We start from the raw sequence: 19,992 nt of genomic DNA, 5'->3' as shown, positions 1-19,992 counted from the left end.
TAGGTATCCTTTAGTTTCAGTTAATAAATATCAGCACCCAGCCTGGCAATTATTCTTTTTTAAATCTTTTTGAGCGCCGTAAAAAAACTATAAAGCTGATACCTAATATTGCACGGCAAGATGTTCTGATATTTAAGGCTGCTCTCGGAAGTATGTAAAAGAAATGTAAATATTCATTGCAAAGTTGAATTAAAAGCAACTGTTCAACACAAAAAGGAAGTTAGTGAGAGTCAAAATGATGACGTGAGAAGTGGTATAAATTTGGTATTAGGTAGGACTAAAAAGTATGGATAGCTAAAAATTTATAGCTATCCATATGATATTTAACGAGTATTGGTTTATGTATTACTTGTTGATTGATGCTTTGAATTGGTCTTGTGTCGCTTTATCTGCTTTTTCGTACCAGTAATTAAGCATCTTAGTTACGTAGGCTTGATCAACTTTTCCACTTTTTTCTACTGCAACATTTTGTACCTGTGGCACAGAAACAGAAATTGCTGATGTTAATGCCGCTGGTGCGCCACTTAGATTGTATTTTGCAATTTCTTGCTGAAAATCACGACCAATTTGAACGCCATTCTTGATTAAAACGTCTTGTTTAATCGCGACGTTATTATTTTGTTGATCTGTAATTTCTACGTTTGGCTGTTTGTTAAACGCTTTTGCTTCATATTGGCTATGAATTTTAGGTAGCGTTAATGTGTAATTTGCATTGTTGCCATCGAACGTCACGATCACAACTTCAGATTTAAATAGGTGAGTATCACCATTTTCGCGGTAGTTAGTTTCGTAGCGGAAAGCAATTTGGTTATCACCATCTTTTAATGAAAGAGGGCCATTACCTTGCGCTTTTGTGCCATTTACAAGAACAAGATCAGCAGAGTCAGGTAGGGTAAGCGAGACGTTAGCAAAAGAAGAGAAGCTCACACCACAAGCGGCTAGGGTTAAAAGTGCTGTACGTAGTTTCATGTTAATTCCTTGTATTTGTCGATAGCAAAATGCGCTATTGGTATTTTCTTATTGTATTATTTTATTAATACCGATGACAAATGGTGTCTGTATGTAATTAACGTGTAGACAACAATGCCTAAATAATTTCAAAGTATATGGCGTGTCACTTGGTGCTGAGTTGTAGAAAACAAAAAAGCCCGATGATCAATCACCGGGCTTTCGTAATATCGTGTATCTAGTATAAGAACAGTAGTGATTACTTAACGTAACACGCAAAGCCTTTTAGGTAGAAACCTTCAGGGTAAGCACTGTCTAGTGGGTGATCGGCTGCTTGGCTGAAACGTTCAATAAACTGAACATCACGGTGTGCATCAAGAGCGGCATCAGCAATGATTTTCTGGAACAGGTTGTTATCCATTAAACCAGAGCAAGAGTAAGTCAGTAGCGTACCGCCTGGCTTAAGAATTTGCATTGCTAGCATGTTGATATCTTTGTAACCACGACAAGCACCGACAAGCTGAGATTTAGATTCAGCAAATTTAGGTGGATCCATAATTACTACATCAAATAGCTCACCACGATCACGGTAGTCACGTAGCAGTTTAAATACATCAGCATTTAAGAATTGTGCATTCTCAACAGGGTAGCCGTTGTCTTGTGCATTCTTCAGCGCGGTATCCAGTGCGTGTTGAGACACATCCACGTTAACCACTTCTTTAGCACCGCCTTTAAGAGCATAAAGACCGAAGCCACCAGTGTAACAGAAGCAGTTTAGTACACGTTTGCCGTTAACGTATTTTACGGATGCTTCACGGCTGTCACGTTGGTCAAGGTAGAAACCTGTTTTATGACCACCCACGATATCAACGTTAATTTTTACGCCGTTTTCTTCGATGGTAACAAATTGTGGTGGCTCATCACCATGAAGCACACCAGTACGCTGTTTTAGACCTTCTTTTTTACGAACAGCAACATCAGAACGCTCGTAAATGCTGCATTCTGGGTAACAATGCTGTAGCGCTTCAATTAGTACATCACGTTGTGCTTCAGCACCAGCACTTAGCAGCTGACAGACTAGGAAGTTTTGGTAACGGTCAATGGTAATACCCGGTAGGCCGTCAGATTCTGCTGCAATTAAACGATAGCCAGTTAGACCATCACGAGCAGCAAGAATATCGCGTAAACCTTGAGCTTGATTAAGGCGCTTAATGAAGAAGTTAACGTCGATGTTTTCGTTTTTATCAAAACTCCATACGCGAACGCGAATTTGTGATTGTGGTGAATAAGCGCCTTTTGCTAACCATTCGCCTTTGTTGTCGTAGATATCGACGGTTTCGCCTAAGCCAGGTTTACCATCAATGCGATCAATACCGCGAGAGAAAACCCAAGGGTGGCGACGACGTAATGATTTTTCGCGGCCTTTTACCAAATAAATAGAAGCTGTCATGACATGCCCAGTATGGAATTTGAAAGGGGCGTATTATCTTTCTCTAGCCATATAAAATCAAATGAAAAAGCCGCCAACTTATCGGATACAAATAAGATGACGGCATAAAAAAGCGAGATTACTTTTGCTGATGGGGGTCGTTATGACGCTTTTAAGCCACTCATCAGTTGCTCTAATATTTGGGCTTGTTGGTTTAGCTGATCAATTTCACTGTTTGCTTCACTGATCATTGTCGCAATTTGATTAGACTGAGTACGGACTTGCTCAACACTACTTGCGATACTCTCTGCTACTGCACCTTGCTGCTCAGCGGCTGCTGCAATTTCAGAACTGCGATCCGAGATCCCTTGATTACGTTCGTTAATTTGACCGATTTCATTATCAACCGAATCCATCAATTGCTCACTGTTAACAGCGTTATCAACGGTGTTTTGCATTACAGCAATCAGTTGTTGGCTGTTTTGTTGTAGTGATTCAATCATCTGCTGAATTTCAACGGTTGCACTTTGGGTACGACCAGCAAGGGTACGTACTTCATCTGCAACCACGGCAAAACCACGACCTTGTTCACCAGCACGTGCAGCTTCAATGGCTGCGTTGAGCGCCAGCAGGTTAGTTTGCTCTGAAATACCATTGATGGTTGTTACCACATCATCAATTTGGGCTGCATTACTATCAAGTGCAGATACGGCTTGTGCTGCGGCATTGATTTCACTTGAAAGAATAGAAATCGCATTTTTTGTTTCACTAACTTTTACGCGACCGTTTTCGCTAACTGCTTGTGCTTCTTGGGTTTGAAGTGATGTTTCATGAGCATGGGTTGCGACTTCACGAATCGATGTTGCCATTTCCTCGGTTGCACTGGCAAGTGAGTCTAAGTGGCTTTGTTGTGATTGCGATAAATCACCGCTGTTATTACTACGTTGGCGTAAATCAACACTGATCTGCTGCATTAGTGCGACTGCTTGTTGGGTTGCTAACACTAACTGTTGTTCACGTTCAGCGACTTTATCAATAGTGATAGCGATACGACTGAATTCATCACGAACAGGGAAAAAATTTAAACGGTGTGTTAAGTCGCCATCAGCTAGACTTTGAAGTGCTTTGTGCATATTAAACATCGCACCACCGATGAAAGTCATGATGTAGTACACAACGGCAAGGATAATAACGAGTAAAATAGCCGTCACAACCCATTGTGTTGTTGATAGGTAATTAAGTAACCCAGATTGAGCTATTGCTTCTAATGCATAGTTTTGACCGCTGACAAAAACGGCATCAGAAGAACCAGTATTCGATACTTTTATAGCGCTATTTTGCAGTAGAAGGGCTGCATCGGAGGAGGAGATATTTTGCTGTTGGAAAATATTTGCCGTTAGCTGGAGTTGTTGTTGTGTTATTTCTGAGCGCTGCGTTGCTGCAGCATCAACTAAAATTGCACTGACAAAGAGAATAGCGATAAACGGAAGAAGAAAAATTAAGTAAAACTTCTCAGTTAACTTTAAGTGTATAAGGTATTTATCGATCCATCGAAAGGCGACTTCTTTCATACTTAAGTCCTAATTAGCATATATAAAGTGTGGTGAGTAACTCGGTGGGAGGTACCTGAAATATATCGACAAAGTTACGTAAAACTTGAGGTGATGGATGTCACAACTTTGTATTAGAGCGAACGTTACGGGTCGCGTCCAAGGGGTGGGCTTTCGGTTTCATACCGCCCATGAAGGATTGAAGTATAGTTTGAAAGGCTATGCGAAGAATTTACCGGATGGCAGTGTTGAAATCATGGCCTGTGGTGAGGAATCGGATATTGATTCATTGTTACTGTGGCTTGCCAGTGGAGTAAAACTTGCTGATGTACAATCGATCAATACTGAACGATTGGAATGGCGACATATGGATGGTTTTGCGATTAGATAAACATGGCAAAACAAGTGAACACTAAAACGACCACAAATTGGTGTTTATATTAAACCGTTGTGGTCGTCATTAGGATATAGAGACGCTATCTCTTAGATACATTTTACCGGCTTAGGTAAGCCTGCAAGTTTGGTTGCTTGCTTTGCTGGACCTTTAGGGAATAAGCGGTATAAATAACGCGAGTTACCTTTTTCTTCACCGTATTGTTTCGCCATCGCTTTTACTAGCATACGAATAGCAGGTGATGTATTAAATTCTAAGTAAAATTCACGCACAAAATGGATCACTTCCCAGTGCGCTTCAGATAGCTCGATACCTTCATCTGCTGCAAGTAAGGGCACCAGTTCTTCACACCAATCGTTAACATTTTTCAGATAACCTTGTGCGTCTGTTTCGATTTCTTTGTTATTAAATTCAAGCATGATGAGCCTCGGTATTCATTTCGGCTCAAAGGATAGTGAGAGAGCAGCATTGCTGCAAGTAAAAGTCGTTAATATGTTGGGTGAAAAGAAGATAGAAATAAAAATGCCCGCAAAATAGCGGGCATTTGAAATTCGAGCAGCTAATGCTTAGTTATTATCGCTGTTGATAACACCAAGAATTTGCAACAGGCTTAAGAATAGGTTGTAGATAGATACATACAACGTCACTGTTGCTGAGATGTAGTTTGTTTCACCACCGCGAACGATTGACTGAGTAGTCAATAGGATTGCAGCTGATGAGAACAGTACAAACATACCGCTGATCGCTAGAGATAGCATAGGCATCTTCAAGAAGATGTTTGCAACTACTGCAACAAGGATAGCGATAAAGCCAGCCATTAGCATACCGTTCAAGAATGACAGATCACGCTTGGTTGTTAATGCATAAGCTGAACAGCCAAGGAAAGTGAAAGCCGTGCCACCAAGAGCCGTTACAACCACATCGCCTAAACCAGCGCTAACATACATATTTAGGATTGGGCCAAGGGTAAAGCCCATAAAACCTGTCAGTGCAAAGACAAAGAACAGACCTAAGCTGCTGTCACGGTTACGTTCAGTTAAGAAAATTAGGCCGTAGAAGCCAACGAGTAACACAATCCAGTGTACTGGCGGTACGTTCATTGCCATCGCAATTCCTGCTACAGCAGCAGAAAATAGCAAAGTTAACGAAAGTAAGAAGTAGGTGTTACGTAAAACCTTATTGGTAGATAGTAAGCCTTCGTAACCGCCGTCACGATTAACTATACGATCGTTCATAAAAATCCCCTTAGGGTAGTTATATTGAGACTATTCATTTATATATGAGGCTAAATTATCATAAAAGCAAGTATAACGACGCCATCAATATTAAAATCTTTGTGTTGAAGCACGTTAACACTGCTAACCCGTATATTACTTAAACGAAGTGGTGAAATTGAGTTTAATGTGTAACTGAATGTTTCAAAGTTGGAACAAAGCCTTTAACTAATACGTTGTTTTCTTTGAAACATTCATTAAGTGTGATTAATGCAATATTTGACTTAAGAACAACTGGGTACGGTCAGATTTAGGGTTATCAAAGAAATCTTGTGGGTTGTTTTCTTCGATAATTTCGCCCTGATCCATAAAAATAACCCGATCAGCGACTTGTCGTGCAAAGCCCATTTCATGAGTAACACAAAGCATGGTCATGCCTTCGTTAGCCAGTTCGACCATGACATCCAATACCTCTCTAACCATTTCAGGGTCAAGAGCTGAAGTTGGTTCGTCAAATAACATGACCTGTGGGTTCATACACAGTGAGCGGGCTATCGCTACACGTTGTTGTTGACCACCAGAGAGTTGACCAGGGTATTTATTGGCTTGATCGGTGATTTGTACACGCTCAAGGTATTTCATTGCCAATGCTTCAGCGTCTTTCTTTGGCATTTTCTTTACCCAAATAGGGGCGAGGGTACAGTTCTCTAACACGGTTAAGTGTGGAAACAAGTTAAAGTGTTGGAAACACATGCCAACTTCTTTGCGTACTAGCTCGATGTTTTTAAGATCGTCAGTGAGCTCAGTGCCGCCAACAATGATTTGTCCTTTCTGATGTTCTTCCAAACTGTTAATGCAGCGGATCATGGTGGATTTCCCCGATCCAGAAGGGCCACAGATAACGATCTTTTCGCCTTTCTTAACGTTTAAATTGATGTTCTTAAGAACATGAAACTGACCATACCATTTATTCACATCCGTTAGCTGGATCATCAGATCTGAGCTGGTGTTATCAGTTTGAGGTTTTGAAGTACTACTCGTCATAATGCTTTCCTTGCTAACGTTTGTGCCCAGTGTGCAATTTGTTTTCTAAATAAATACTGTAACGCGACATACCAAAGCAGAAGATCCAGAAGACCAGTGCAACGAATACATAGCTCTCGGTTGCAAAGCCTAGCCATTCAGGATCGGTCGTTGCTGCTTGTCCAATACCAAGTACATCAAACATACCGATGATAAGAACAAGGCTGGTATCTTTAAACAAGCCAATAAAGGTATTCACAATCGACGGGATAGTAATTTTCAGCGCTTGTGGTAGAACAATGAGGTACATCTTCTTCCAATAAGTAAGCCCAAGTGCGTCAGCTGCTTCATATTGCCCTTTTGGAATAGCTTGTAAGCCACCACGTATGACTTCTGCCATGTAAGCGGCACTGAACATCACAACACCCATTAAGGCGCGGATCAGTTTATTGGTTTCCATTTCTGATGATAGGAATAGCGGTAACATCACTGATGCCATAAAGAGTACCGTAATGAGTGGCACTCCACGCCATAACTCAATGTATACCGTACAAATACTGCGGATGATTGGCATTTCAGAGCGTCGACCTAAGGCTAATACGACACCGATAGGAAGTGAGACGACAATACCAACAATGGCAATGATTAAGGTGATTAATAATCCGCCCCAAAGGTGAGTCTCCACAACAGGTAATCCAAATACGCCACCGTAAAGTAAGAAACCTGCAATAAAAGGGTAGATGTTAACGAAGAATAACCAAATCCAACCACGGTATGGCGTTTTTTCGTAGGCCAACAAACCAATGAAAATAGCTAATGTGGCGTAGAATAATTGTGGTCGCCATAACTCATCAGTTGGATAGAAGCCATACATAAACTGATCAAAGCGAACGTTGATAAATGTCCAACAAGCACCGCTGCTGGTACACGCATCACGGCTGTCGCCAGACCAATCGGCATTAATAAATGCCCAATCAATGATGTACCAGATCCCAAGTACAGCAAAATAGCCCAGTAGAAGAGTAGCAATGCTATTAGTGACTGACGAAAACAAGTTAGTTCGTAGCCAGCCAATTAGACCTACAGTGTTTGCTGGTGGCGGCAAGTCTGGTAGAAATTCATGTTTCTTCATCGTGTTACCTCTCTACCAATGCAACTTTCTTGTTATAGATATTCATCAATAACGAAGTTAATAAACTTAGTGTTAAGTACACCGCCATAGTCATAGCAATGATTTCAATCGCTTGTCCTGTTTGATTTAGGGTTGTGCCAGCAAAGACTGAGACAAGATCGGGATAACCAATTGCCATCGCGAGTGATGAGTTTTTGGTGAGGTTTAGATATTGACTCGTGAGTGGGGGAATAATGATACGCAGTGCTTGTGGCACCACGACAAGACGTAACGTTTTACCTTTGGATAAACCAAGAGCTTCGGCTGCTTCTGTTTGACCATGGCTAACCGCGTTGATACCTGATCGAACAATCTCTGCGATGAAAGAGGCTGTGTAGATACTTAATGCCAGTAACAAGGCTGCAAGCTCAGGCAAGATAGTGATACCACCTTTAAAGTTAAAGCCTTTGAGCTCTGGATATTCTAGTGTGATCGGCATACCTGTGACGAAAAACGCAATTAAAGGTAAGCCTAAAACAAGCCCAGCGACAGTGTATAAAACAGGTAGTTGTTGTCCTGTTTGTTGTTGTTTCTTTTTAGCGTAACGGTAGAAAATAATCGATAACACCACTGCAATGGCTAAACACCATCCGATGATTTCTGAACCCGAACCGTAGATAGGGCTTGGGATCGATAATCCACGAACATTAAGAAAGATGGCTTCACCAAAACTCACACTTTGTCGTGGAGAAGGCAGTGCTTGAAGTACCGCAAAATACCAAAAAAAGATTTGCAATAAGAGTGGGATATTACGAAATACTTCAATGTAGACGGCGGCTAATCGACTGATCAACCAGTTAGAGGATAGGCGAGCAACACCCATGATAAAGCCGATGATCGTTGCAAGGATAATACCCAATACCGCCACTAATGCAGTGTTAAGTAATCCGACAACAAATGTTCGCCCATAGCTGTAAGTTTCATCATATTCGATTAGGGTTAAACCGATCCCGAAACCTGCTTCTTGGGTTAGAAAGTCAAAGCCAGTAGAAATACCACGAGACTCTAAATTGGTTAGCGCATTATTTACAATAGAGTAAAAAAAGAATACCAGTCCAACTACAGCCACCACTTGGAAAATCACAGAGCGAAAAGTGGGGTTATAGAAAATGCTTTGCTTGGATTTTGGACTTGATACATCCGATGTATTTGATGTAGGAGCCATAAAACAACCTCAGTTCCTATTGAGATGTAAAGTAGGGATCCGATCCCGGATCCCTATGTATTGCGATGTTTCTTATTATCTAAATGGTGCTATATCCTAGTACCGCGAGGTCACTAGGGATAAAAGTTAACGAATTGGTGGAGCGTATTGGATACCGCCTTGTGTCCAAAGCGCATTTAGACCACGTTTAATTTTTAGCGGTGAACCTTCACCGACGGTACGTTCAAAGCTTTCACCGTAGTTACCCACTTGTTTGATGATTTGGTAGCCCCAATCATCCTTCAGACCCATACCTTTACCTTTAGGTCCATCAAGGCCAATTAGACGGCGAATGTTAGGATCTTTGGATTCTTTCGCTAGCTTGTCGACGTTAGCTGATGTCACACCAAACTCTTCAGCGTTGATCATGGTAAATAGTGTCCAGCGAACGATGTTGAACCATTGATCATCACCTTGACGTACGACAGGACCTAATGGCTCTTTTGAAATGATTTCAGGTAGGACAACCGCAGAACTTGGATCTTTTAGGTTTAAGCGAAGGGCATACAGACCAGATTGGTCGGTAGTTAGCACATCACAACGACCAGAGTCGAAACCTTTAGACGTTTGTGGCGCAGTATCAAATACTACGGGCTTGTATTCCATACCGTTTACACGGAAGTAATCGGCAAGGTTGAGTTCAGTTGTTGTACCTGATTGTACACAAACGGCAGCACCGTTAAGTTCTTTTGCACTCTTGATGCCCATGTCTTTTTTCACCATGAAGCCTTGACCGTCGTAGTAGTTAACGCCAGTAAAGTTCAAACCCAGTGCGGTATCACGATGTAATGTCCATGTTGTGTTACGTGATAACACATCGATTTCACCAGACTGTAGGGCTGTGAAACGTTCTTTTGCTGTTAGCGGGATGTATTTAACTTTTGATTTATCGCCAATGGTTGCAGCAGCGATAGCTTGACAAAATTCTACATCAAGTCCTTCCCATTGACCCTTTGCATTGGGGTTAGAAAAACCAGGTAGACCAGCACTGACACCACATTGGACATAACCTTGTTTCATTACCTTATCGAGCGTGGCTTCAGCATTAACATTTGCAGCAAAAAGGGCAGTTGAAGAGGCTAACGCCGCAAATACAACTGATAATTTATTAGCCATTTGTACCTTCCTTTGTTGGTCCTGATGTGAAATTAAAAGTGTATTAATAAATAATTTAACAATATATTAACAGTTGTTAATTATAGGAAGAGAACAAAAAAGGTCTAGTGATTGGGTCGATGTAGATCACGGAACGCTAACAAGATGAAAAACCAAACAAAATAAAAATAGTGACCATTTGTGATTAATTATTCAGTGGTCAATAATCTCAACATAAAGCTTAGAAATATTTAAATTGCTTTACTGTTGGCGTGTTTTTTGCGTCTTTACTCGATTTAAACGCTTGTTTAAAGGAATGAGAATTTCTACGGGAAGCGTGGGGGCGGTATTGGATTTATTGAAGTGTATATGCAGTTTAATGATTAAATATGCACATTAAGATAACACCAAAGGATTGGATTAAATAACTGATATTGTCGTTATATCTTGGATGAAAAAGATGTTTTTTCTTAAATAGATAGTGCTTGTATCTAATAAATATGGGATTGGTAATGGAGTGTTGTTTATTTTTATTTAATTGAGAAAAGATGTCTCAGAAAAAAGAAAGGCCCAGTTAACCTGAGCCTTTCATGAACGTTTTTTTGTGTTTTATGCGTTAGCTATTTTCTTAGCTAAAGCTTCTGAGTCCACTTTCTTTGTTACAAAAGAAAGCACAACAGCAACAGCAAGCATTACAGAACACACAGTGTAAGCTAGGGTGTAAGTACCTGTTGTATCAACAGCGAATGCTGCAACAACTGGACCGATGAAACCACTCACACCCCAAGCGGTGTATAGAACACCGTAGTTCGCACCGTAGTTCTTTAGACCGTAGAAGTCTGCAATGATCGATGGGAATACCGCAAGTAGCGTACCGTAGCCTACACCCGCGACTGCCGCACCGATGATCAGAGTAAAGTCTGACTTGAACGTTGCGAACATCACCATATTTACAGCTTGCATAATGAAAGCAATCATTAGCGTTTTAATACCACCGATCTTATCAGATAGGATACCTGCAACTACACGACCACCTGAGTTGAAGATCGCTAGGATAACAACAAGGTATGCTGCATCTGTGATATTTGCCTGCGCTGCTGCGATAGACGTAATGTTACCGATGATCATAAGACCTGATGCTGAAGCAAACGCATACATAACCCATAGTGAGTAGAATTGTGGCGTTTTAAGCATTGCGCGCCAGTTTAGATCAGCAGCGTTACCAGATTTGTTTTTCGCATCGTAACCAGCAGGCACTTCTGGCGTGTAATCTGCTGGTGGGTTGTTAATAGTAAATGCTAGTGGTACAGCAATAACAATGATCGCAATACCTAGGATCATGAAGCTATTGTTAATACCAAAATCTTTGATTAGGAAAGATGTTAGTGGTGCAAGGTAAACAGCTGCAAGACCAAAGCCTGCTGCGATTAGACCATTAACTAAACCTTTCTTAGAAGGGTGGAACCACTTCATCGCTGATGGACTTAAGCACGCGTAACCAAAACCGATACCACAACCAGTCATAATACCGAATGTTACGATCAGCATTGCTGGCGATGTAGCAAAGCTTGATACGATCATGCCAAGACCTACCATCACAGTACCTAGGATAAGTACGCGACGAGGGCCCATACGGTCTTGAAGGATACCTGCAACCAGTAATGATAATGAGAACGTAATAATCGCTACTGTGTAAGGTAGTGATGCGTCGGCATTAGACCAGCCAAGATCAACAACGAGTGCTTTTTTGAAAACACTCCACGCGTAAAGAATACCCATACACAAGTTGATACAGAAACCTGCAAGCAGGATCTGCATCGCTCTATCAAATTTTTTCATACTTATCTCAATTAGCACTTTGTAGGCAAAGGTGTTCACCAACAAAATCTAGGTTATTTATTCAAACTTAGGTTTTAAAAGTGGGCGAATATTATCAAGATTTTTTAATTTTTAAATTGGATAGAAATTGTTTGTTACAAATGAATGGAAATGATGAAAATTTAAATGTATTTGAATTTCGAACAGAGTCTTAATAAGACTATTTGTAAATGAATTGTTTTATTTTTTTAAGATTGTTTTTCTAAAGAAAATAAAAAGGGGAAAGATTTCTCTTTCCCCTTAATGGTATATTTTTGCTTATTACGAATTATTAGTGACCAAGGAAACTAATATAACCTTGAAGCACTAGAAGGTTCGTAATATCAATAAAGAATGCACCAACAATAGGCACAACCATAAAGGCTTGTGGCGATGGGCCATTACGAGATACTAGCGCACCCATGTTCATTACAGCTGTTGGTGTTGCACCCATACCAAAGCCACAGTGACCACCGGCAATGATTGCAGCGTCATAGTTCTTACCCATTACACGGAATGTAACAAAGTAAGTGAACAGGGCGAGTACGACAGTCTGTACAACAAGAATAACAAGCATTGGTAGTGCAAGATCCATTAGCTCCCATAAATGCAGACTCATCAGTGCCATTGCTAAGAATAGGGATAATGAAATTGTACCCAATGCATCAACAGTTTCTTTGTTGATTTTGTAGCACTTAGTACCTTCACATAAGTTAGTAATAAACACACCGATAAATAGCGCGTACACAAACTCAGGAATACGTAGTGCGCTGATACCAAAGCTATCTACAAAGTCTTTAGCGTGTGATGCACCAGCGACACAAAGAAGTAGAATAAACAGAACTTCAATGGTGTTCTTTGAAGTAATACGATCTTCTTCTTTGTCGCTGTAAGTCACAAGATCTGGATGGTCGATGTGGTGGTTACCACTCTCACCAAATTCAGATTTTAAGTTGTATTTGTTGATCAAACGCTGTGCAACAGGTCCGCCAATAATACCACCCATGATTAAACCAAAGGTTGCTGAAGCCATCGAGAGCTCAAGCGTGTTTAAGCCGTAATCAGTAGATAATGTTTGTGCCCAAGCTGCGCCTGTACCGTGACCGCCAGATAGTGTAATTGAACCTACAACAAGGCCAAGTAAAGGATCTAGGCCAAGTAGCTTACTTAAACTTACGCCTACAGCGTTCTGGATAACGATAAAAACAGTGGCTAGCGCTAAGAAAAGGAATACGCGAGAGCCGCCCTTCGCTAATAGTTTATAACTTGCAGCTAAACCAACAGTAGCAAAGAACATTTCCATCAATGCATTTTTCATGCTTAGTTTGAAAATAATGTCAAAGCCTTGGAAATGGAAAATAGTAATAACAACGGCAACAACCAAGCCACCAACAATAGGCTCTGGGATATTATATTTTCTTAAAAACGCAACTTTGCTGTTAATAAAGTAACCGAGAAAAAGCACGATTATTGCTATGAGCAATGATTCGAGCTCATTAATTTGAATAGTTGTGTTCATCGATAATCTTCTATTGTATTTCTTTGATGGTAATTTTAACGCGTAAAAGCTGTTCTTACCATATTGCTATTTATTACTTAATATAGTAGGCAATTAAGAATATAATCGATTAATTGTATCTATTATCGAATATATTTATCAATAATAGAGATGTTGGTTATTTTTTGTTTTCATTATTGTTGGTAAATTGTTTATTAAGAAATGGTTGTTTGTTGACTTTTAACAATCAATAAAAGTGCAAAGAGAATTTACATAATTATGATCTTTAAATTTGCAAATTACTTTAAAAACAGCAGGTTGTTTTATAAATATTGTGTAAATCAATGTGCATGTGGTTATTTATTACCAAATCCTTGCTGTAATACTAAGGTTAAAATGCAAATTTAGTTGTTATGAATGCAATTTAAAAAAAAGTGGTTATTCTCACATTGTAAGATTGCTTACTTTGCAAGCATATTTTTTTGTATTTATTTTAATAAAAATTCAGAAAAAGTCTGAAATCCTGTTTTTAATAGTATTGAATGCTGTAATTGGTGGTTGTTTTTTGTCAATTTTATGTAGAGAAATAAAATTTATTACGAATTTTTATGCACGAAAAGTACAGGTTTTGTCATCTCTATGCATATAAAAAAGGAAGCAAACGGTTTGCTTCCTCATTTATTATCATTTCTCTAATTACTATATTTTTTGAGTTTTAAATCTTTTTTCAGCTGTTGGATATAGGCTATGCGACCAGGATCCGCTGGTCGAGCTTGCGTATTTGTACCTTCTAACGCTTTCGCTTCGTCAGGTAATACACAACGACCTTTAATTCGTTCATGATGCTGCTTTGTTTCGAACTCTGCACGTTTAGAGGCGAGTTCTTGTTCTTTAGCTATTGCTTCACGAGCTTTACTTTGATCTGTGGCATCAACCACAACATACGAATTACGCTTCTGCTGTCGTTGTTGGCCAGGCGTACCAAACTGTTCTCGTTGCTTGATAAAGTTATTTAAATGTTCGTCAAAGCTCATCAAAGCATCCTACATAACAATCATTCTTTTGTAATGATAAGCCACAATTCAACTGATGAGAACCTGTATCAAGTTAAAACCGGTGCTTTTGTCATTTCCGTAAGGTATTTATCTTCAAAGTTTGTCAATGGTAGGGGTTTATCAAAGTAGAAGCCTTGTAACTCTTCAACGCCAAGTGATTCTAAGAAGCTCAGTTGCTCTTGTGTTTCAACCCCTTCGGCAACAATGGTGAGATTGAGGTTGTGAGCTAACTCAACGATGGAACGACAGATGGTAATGCTGTCTTTATTTGAAGGCAGATCTTTAATAAATTCCCGATCGACTTTGAGAATATTGATAGGGAAGCGAGATAAATAAGCTAATGATGAGTAGCCAGTCCCGAAGTCATCAATAGCGATCTTGATCCCTAGCTCACGTAACTCATGTAATTGGGTTAAGGCAAAATTCACATCACACATTAATACGCTCTCCGTTAACTCTAATTCTAAGTAATGTGGATCGCAGCCTGATTGTGAAATTGCTTCGGTAATGGTTTGTACTAAATCAGCCTCAAGTAACTGCCTTGCTGAGATATTTATCGCGATATCAAAATAGTGTTCTTGATCTTGCCATTGTTTAAGCTGTCTACATGCTTGTTTGATCAGGTAGTTGCCAGCTTCAATGATTAACTCTGAAGATTCTAAAATAGGGATCACATCAGCGGGTGAGCGATATTCACCGTTATCATTTTTCCATCTTAATAACGCTTCGACGCCACATAAACGATGGGTGACAGCACTGACTTTTGGTTGGAAAAAATATTCATAGCGATCAGTGCCAATAGAGCGTCTTAGATCAGATTCGAGTAATAAACGCTGTACATTTTCAACTTCCATTGATTCCGTAAAATAACAGTAATTGCTTCCTGCTAATCCTTTAGTTCGGTATAGCGCAATATGGGCATATTTCTGCAGTATTTTTGGATCGTTTTCCGTCTCTGAGCTAAAGGCAATACCAATATTGGCAGAGATGGAGAATACACGGCAATGAATAGACAGTGGCGAACTGATACTTTGTAAGATGCGCTCAGCTAACTGGTTGATGACCTTAGTATCATGAAAGGAACGAATTAAAATACCGAACTCATCGGAATCAATACGCGCCAAAATGTCGCTCGCTCGTAAATTGGATTTTATACGTTGAGATAAGATTAAGAGGATCTTCTCAATTTCTTCATTACTTAGCGATTCATGAAGCTGTTTGATCAATGCTAAGTCGATAACCATCACTGCCACTTGAGCTTGATGTTTTGCTGCTTCCAATGCGCAGCGATTAATGTCTTGGCTAAACAACGTACGGTTTGGCAATTGGGTTAATGAATCATAGTGCGCTAGTCGATGAAGTTTATTTTCATAAGTGATGCGATCAGTGATGTCTCTACTGGTTGCGATGTAGTTACAGATCTTGCCATCGTCACCACGAATAGGGGAGATAGTGTAGTCCACGTAGTGAATGTCGTGATTTACCTTTTTAGCAATTACATGGTGAATGGACTGTCCCGACATTAACTTGCTAAAGAGGGCATTACGTTCATTTTCATTATCAACATAATCATTGAAACATTCAGAACTGTGGCTGCCGATTAAATCACGGAATGTTTTACCTGTTTGCTTCAGGTAAGCGCCATTCGCATATTGGATAAAACCATTCTTATCTGTGATCACAACAGACTCGGCGCTTTGCTCTGCTGCACGTGAGAGTGCTTGTAATCGTTTTTCACGATTGACCCAATACGTCACATCCGCAATATGGAGTAAAATATTATCTTCAATACTGTCGTTTTGTTTGGTTGCAATCACTTCTAAGTGTTTAGTCCGCTTAAACTTTAACTTGATATGGGTTTTTAAGTGCTCGGTATTAGGTAAAAGATCAATGGTGTTGAGTAAGTTAGTCAATTCAATTTGAATTTGTTCAGAGCTAAATAGCTGCAGTAGGGGTTGATGCAGCACATTGCGATTGATATTTAAAATAGAATGCGCGGCATCATTAATTGCCGATATTTTACGTTTATCATTTAAAACAATAATGCCATCCTCACTATTTTTAATGATTGCAGCATAGCGATTGAGGTTGTTGTCACGTTGCTGACGAAGCTCTTGCTCGTTTTTATGTTTCTGAACCAGTCGCCAAACAAGCATCACTGTACTGCCAATGAGGATAAAAAACATCACGCATATTGCGGCTAATCGAATACGGGTGAAATTGGAGAAATACAGGCTATTAAGGGCTTTATCTATATTAATAGAGGAGATTAGCACCCACTCTGAAATGCCATTGCTTAGGTTCTCATCGTGTTGTTTATTATTATAAATAATAGGGCTATAGGTATATAAGTAATCTCCAATGATGGTTTGACCTTTGTTTAAGCGTTTAACGGTGTTCCACAAATACGGGTAAGCTTCTGAAAAAAGAGACTCTTCTGATGTCGGTATATTTGGCTGCGCTTTATTTTCAATTTTTTGAATGTAAGGTGAGGAGATCCACTGTCCGTCATGGTTAATAATAAAGTTAATACGACCATTGTTATTCGAGATGTTGTTGATGGGGAGCTGACGATAGCTTAATTGGATCACCCAGTGGCTGTGTTCCATTTGCAGATGCTGGTAAAACGAAATTGTGTTACCTGTTTTATTAATAAAACTTTTCTTATCTTTTAACGAGAAAGTGTGATCAATGTTCTTTAATTGCTCTTTATCAGTAATGCTCTCGTTGTAATCAATAAAAAAACCATTTTCTGTTTTTCGTAAAAATAACACTTGGGTATTTTTATAATCAATCAGTCGAATAGATTCGTATAAGTCAGAATTGATAAGAATGCTTTTAAATTGCTTGAGAACACGCGCTTTTTCTAATACGCGTAAAGGTTCATGTAGTGGGGCTTGTTGTAATTGATAGGTGAGGCTATTTAAGTCTTCAGAGACAGTATTGAGATGTAAGTTAGTTAGGTGCAGTAGAGACTCTAATTGACTGAGCTCATTCTCTTTAATGTGTTCCGTTAATTGAATGCTGTCTTTTTGATAAAAATAAAGACTAATAATCGTCACTATTGCCACTAAGGGAACAAAGATGACAGCAAGATACGGTTTTAACCCATTCACATAGACACCTTATTATGAGTACATCATATACAAGGATAAGTTTATGCTAAAAAGCGCATATGGTTAAGGGAGAGTATAAAGAAACGTGATGAACGAATTGTTTCACTTTGAATAGTAAAATCAATTACATTCGCTAGATTATATATAGTCCACTATTTACTGCTTTAGAAGCATTATAATATGCTGATGTTAAGCAATTTCTTTACTATAAAAAGAATTAAGTTGCTCAATGATGGAAGACTTACCTTCGTAATTGAAAATAGTTTTTACCGATGGATCTGGTACTTCAAAAATATGCTTAATGGCTTCAGCACTGGCATTTGAAATACCGTTAAGGCGATATTCTAAGCGTTGATGGATCAGCGAGTCCGTTGCTGTCACGTAGATCATTTCAATATCACTAATGTTATTACGAATGAAATCACGATGCTTTTTCTTGTAAGCACCTTGAGTAACAACAATTCGTGGGTATAGGGTACGGAAATGATTAACCTTATCGCTAATGCGCTCAAAAAAGTTATCACGCATTTCTTCTGTGAAAGGTTTTTCTGCTTGGATAACTTCTAGCATTTCATCTGTAAGATCATCATCGGCGTGGTAAACAAACCAGTCATCATGAGCCCCAATAACATCACCGACATAGGATTTACCTGCACCAGATAAGCCAAACAGAAATAGGACTGATGGGGCATGGGTAAGTTGGAGACGATGGCTCATTAGATGTTCTCTAGCTAGAAGTTAAACACACAACAGCTGGATGAAATCAAGCAGTAAACCAACTGAGGCGGTAATGTGCCAAATTATTTCAACGGTTAATAGCAGAATATGCATATAAATTGAATTTGCGATAATTATTTGCGCTAGTTGGGCGTTTAGTGAGCTTTTGTGTTCTGGTTACGTACTGAAAATGTGATCTTTATTCTTAAATATTCATTGTTATTTGCCATTCATACTTAATCAGGATTTCTATAATTACCTCAACTTTTGTGTGACAATATTTCCAGTCGAAACTATTTGTTGGAAGAGTATGTTATGCAAACCATTTTAATTGTGATCAATGATGCACCTTATGGCTCAGAGCGTCCGTTTAATGCGCTACGTTTAGCGATTAAGCTGAATGAGCAAGAAGAACAAGCAGCACAAATTAAGCTATTTTTAATGTCTGATGCGGTTATGTGTGCGATGAAGAAGCAAAATCCGGTTGAAGGTTATGATATTCAGCAAATGGTTGAAATCGCCTTAGCGCAGGGGAGTGAAGTGTCATTATGTAAAACGTGCTGTAGTGCTCGTGGCTTATCGAAAGAGTTGTTGATTGAAGGATGTGAAATTGGCACTTTAGATGATCTCGCACATTGGACATTAACAGCTAATAAGGTGCTAACCTTCTAAAAAATAGGTGACATTGTCACATGTGACTATTTTGTAGATTTTCAATCGGAGTCACAGAAACTGAAATAACCCAGTACTTAATAATGATTATTATCAAAAAGCAGATCTCGCTACGAGTTCTCATTTTGATATGTGCTAGTGTTTTTACGTCGGTATTCTATCTATAGAAAGGAGAATCGTTGTGCCGCATTGCATTATTGAGTACGCCAAAGATCTTGAGAATGAGATCAACGTAAATGAACTAATGGCAACCACCCATTATGCGACGTTTAGTTCAGGTCTGTTTGATGAAGAAGACATTAAAACACGTGCAATCCCTTTTGAGTTTTATCGAACAGGAACAACAGAGAAACCCTTTGTCCATATTACGGTAAGAGTACTGCCGGGGAGAGATCCAAAGCAAAAAGATAATCTAGCTGAGGTGATCCTTCATCAAGTAGCAGCCATGTTCCATAATGATATTTGTGTAACGGTTGAGATTGAAGATATTAACCAAGAGTCGTATAGAAAGTATGTCATTTAAAATGCAAATAAAGTTGCGTTTTTGGCTTTTGTTAGCAATAAAATGATGTTTTAAACAAAATTGTTTGCGTTTGATCACATTTTCTGGTCATATATATAGAAAGGTTATGTATTAGGACAAGAAAATGAAAAAGAAAATTTTACTGATCGCTTTAAGTTCAATTGTGTTAGTTGCGTGTAGCTCTGCAAAAAACGAAACAAAAAAAGAGGCAAATGTGCAAACTGGTTGTGATTTTACTCAAGCAATTGCTGGTGGTTGGGCCCAAGGCAAAATCACTCCTGAAGTAGAACAAGCGGCAAAAGAAGCTGTTAAAGCAATTTCTGGTGATCACCAGTTAGGTAAAATTTACGAAGTGCGTCAACAGGTGGTTGCAGGTATGAATTACCTCATTACTTTCAGTATTGATAATGGTGATTACTACAGTGCTAAAGTGTTCCATAGCCTACAAAACACATTCCAAGTTAAAGAGATCAAGCAAGTACCATCAGCAGTGTCTAACTGTGATGTACCTAACTAATTAGCTTAT

General features: G+C 39.3%; 18 protein-coding genes. 4 read left to right on the top strand and 14 right to left on the bottom strand.

Features of this window, described 5'->3' with window-relative positions; translation table 11 throughout:
• Window positions 1-345: 345 nt before the first annotated feature.
• From Q7657_RS17565 to Q7657_RS17555, 3 genes are all read right to left on the bottom strand, one after another.
• Window positions 346-969 carry a YccT family protein gene (locus Q7657_RS17565; RefSeq protein WP_053989541.1) on the bottom strand — a complete coding sequence of 208 codons (624 nt, stop codon included), beginning with the start codon at window positions 967-969 and terminating at the stop codon, window positions 346-348.
• A 238-nt stretch (window positions 970-1,207) separates the two neighbouring features.
• Complete coding sequence (locus Q7657_RS17560; RefSeq protein WP_053989542.1) at window positions 1,208-2,398, bottom strand: class I SAM-dependent methyltransferase; 1,191 nt, start codon at window positions 2,396-2,398, stop codon at window positions 1,208-1,210.
• Between the two features lie 140 nt (window positions 2,399-2,538).
• Window positions 2,539-3,948 (bottom strand): methyl-accepting chemotaxis protein, encoded by a 1,410-nt coding sequence (locus tag Q7657_RS17555; protein WP_107166568.1) that lies wholly within the window; start codon window positions 3,946-3,948, stop codon window positions 2,539-2,541.
• Window positions 3,949-4,045: 97 nt separating this feature from the next.
• Here Q7657_RS17555 and yccX point away from each other — a divergent pair, with 97 nt between their 5' ends.
• A complete protein-coding gene (gene yccX / locus Q7657_RS17550) occupies window positions 4,046-4,318 on the top strand; it encodes an acylphosphatase (RefSeq protein ID WP_107166567.1) in 273 nt (90 codons plus the stop codon).
• A 92-nt stretch (window positions 4,319-4,410) separates the two neighbouring features.
• On the opposite strand, the gene tusE is transcribed toward yccX, so the two are convergent.
• The 11 genes from tusE to Q7657_RS17495 form a co-directional block, all read right to left on the bottom strand.
• A complete protein-coding gene (gene tusE / locus Q7657_RS17545) occupies window positions 4,411-4,740 on the bottom strand; it encodes a sulfurtransferase TusE (RefSeq protein ID WP_107166566.1) in 330 nt (109 codons plus the stop codon).
• A 147-nt stretch (window positions 4,741-4,887) separates the two neighbouring features.
• On the bottom strand, window positions 4,888-5,556 hold the full coding sequence (locus Q7657_RS17540; protein WP_053989545.1) for a Bax inhibitor-1/YccA family protein: 669 nt from the start codon (window positions 5,554-5,556) through the stop codon (window positions 4,888-4,890).
• 246 nt (window positions 5,557-5,802) lie between these two features.
• Window positions 5,803-6,579 carry an amino acid ABC transporter ATP-binding protein gene (locus tag Q7657_RS17535; RefSeq protein ID WP_081001739.1) on the bottom strand — a complete coding sequence of 259 codons (777 nt, stop codon included), beginning with the start codon at window positions 6,577-6,579 and terminating at the stop codon, window positions 5,803-5,805.
• A gap of 13 nt (window positions 6,580-6,592) precedes the next feature.
• Window positions 6,593-7,690: an amino acid ABC transporter permease gene (locus Q7657_RS17530; protein WP_107166565.1), complete on the bottom strand. Its 1,098-nt coding sequence runs from the start codon at window positions 7,688-7,690 to the stop codon at window positions 6,593-6,595.
• Window positions 7,691-7,694: 4 nt separating this feature from the next.
• Entirely contained in the window at window positions 7,695-8,894 is a 1,200-nt protein-coding gene (locus Q7657_RS17525; RefSeq protein ID WP_107166564.1) for an amino acid ABC transporter permease, read from the bottom strand.
• A 126-nt stretch (window positions 8,895-9,020) separates the two neighbouring features.
• Complete coding sequence (locus Q7657_RS17520) at window positions 9,021-10,049, bottom strand: amino acid ABC transporter substrate-binding protein (RefSeq protein WP_107166563.1); 1,029 nt, start codon at window positions 10,047-10,049, stop codon at window positions 9,021-9,023.
• A 588-nt stretch (window positions 10,050-10,637) separates the two neighbouring features.
• Window positions 10,638-11,867, bottom strand: coding sequence for an L-lactate MFS transporter (locus tag Q7657_RS17515; protein ID WP_053989549.1), 1,230 nt, complete (start codon window positions 11,865-11,867; stop codon window positions 10,638-10,640).
• Window positions 11,868-12,177: 310 nt separating this feature from the next.
• Entirely contained in the window at window positions 12,178-13,404 is a 1,227-nt protein-coding gene (gene gltS / locus Q7657_RS17510) for a sodium/glutamate symporter (protein ID WP_107166562.1), read from the bottom strand.
• Between the two features lie 671 nt (window positions 13,405-14,075).
• Entirely contained in the window at window positions 14,076-14,417 is a 342-nt protein-coding gene (locus Q7657_RS17505; RefSeq protein ID WP_107166561.1) for a hypothetical protein, read from the bottom strand.
• Between the two features lie 68 nt (window positions 14,418-14,485).
• Window positions 14,486-17,554 carry a bifunctional diguanylate cyclase/phosphodiesterase gene (locus tag Q7657_RS17500; protein ID WP_107166560.1) on the bottom strand — a complete coding sequence of 1,023 codons (3,069 nt, stop codon included), beginning with the start codon at window positions 17,552-17,554 and terminating at the stop codon, window positions 14,486-14,488.
• A 189-nt stretch (window positions 17,555-17,743) separates the two neighbouring features.
• Window positions 17,744-18,271 carry a hypothetical protein gene (locus tag Q7657_RS17495; protein WP_053989553.1) on the bottom strand — a complete coding sequence of 176 codons (528 nt, stop codon included), beginning with the start codon at window positions 18,269-18,271 and terminating at the stop codon, window positions 17,744-17,746.
• A 315-nt stretch (window positions 18,272-18,586) separates the two neighbouring features.
• Here Q7657_RS17495 and Q7657_RS17490 point away from each other — a divergent pair, with 315 nt between their 5' ends.
• The 3 genes from Q7657_RS17490 (at window position 18,587) to Q7657_RS17480 (ending at window position 19,983) form a co-directional block, all read left to right on the top strand.
• A complete protein-coding gene (locus tag Q7657_RS17490) occupies window positions 18,587-18,943 on the top strand; it encodes a DsrE/DsrF/TusD sulfur relay family protein (RefSeq protein WP_053989554.1) in 357 nt (118 codons plus the stop codon).
• A 181-nt stretch (window positions 18,944-19,124) separates the two neighbouring features.
• A complete protein-coding gene (locus tag Q7657_RS17485) occupies window positions 19,125-19,466 on the top strand; it encodes a 5-carboxymethyl-2-hydroxymuconate Delta-isomerase (protein ID WP_053989555.1) in 342 nt (113 codons plus the stop codon).
• 124 nt (window positions 19,467-19,590) lie between these two features.
• Window positions 19,591-19,983, top strand: coding sequence for a cystatin domain-containing protein (locus tag Q7657_RS17480; protein ID WP_053989556.1), 393 nt, complete (start codon window positions 19,591-19,593; stop codon window positions 19,981-19,983).
• Window positions 19,984-19,992: the final 9 nt, after the last annotated feature.

It is taken from the genome of Candidatus Photobacterium acropomis (assembly GCF_030685555.1).
Taxonomy (GTDB): domain Bacteria; phylum Pseudomonadota; class Gammaproteobacteria; order Enterobacterales; family Vibrionaceae; genus Photobacterium; species Photobacterium lucens.
Note: the sequence above shows the minus strand (reverse complement) of the source record. Positions and strands in the feature narration are given on the sequence as shown.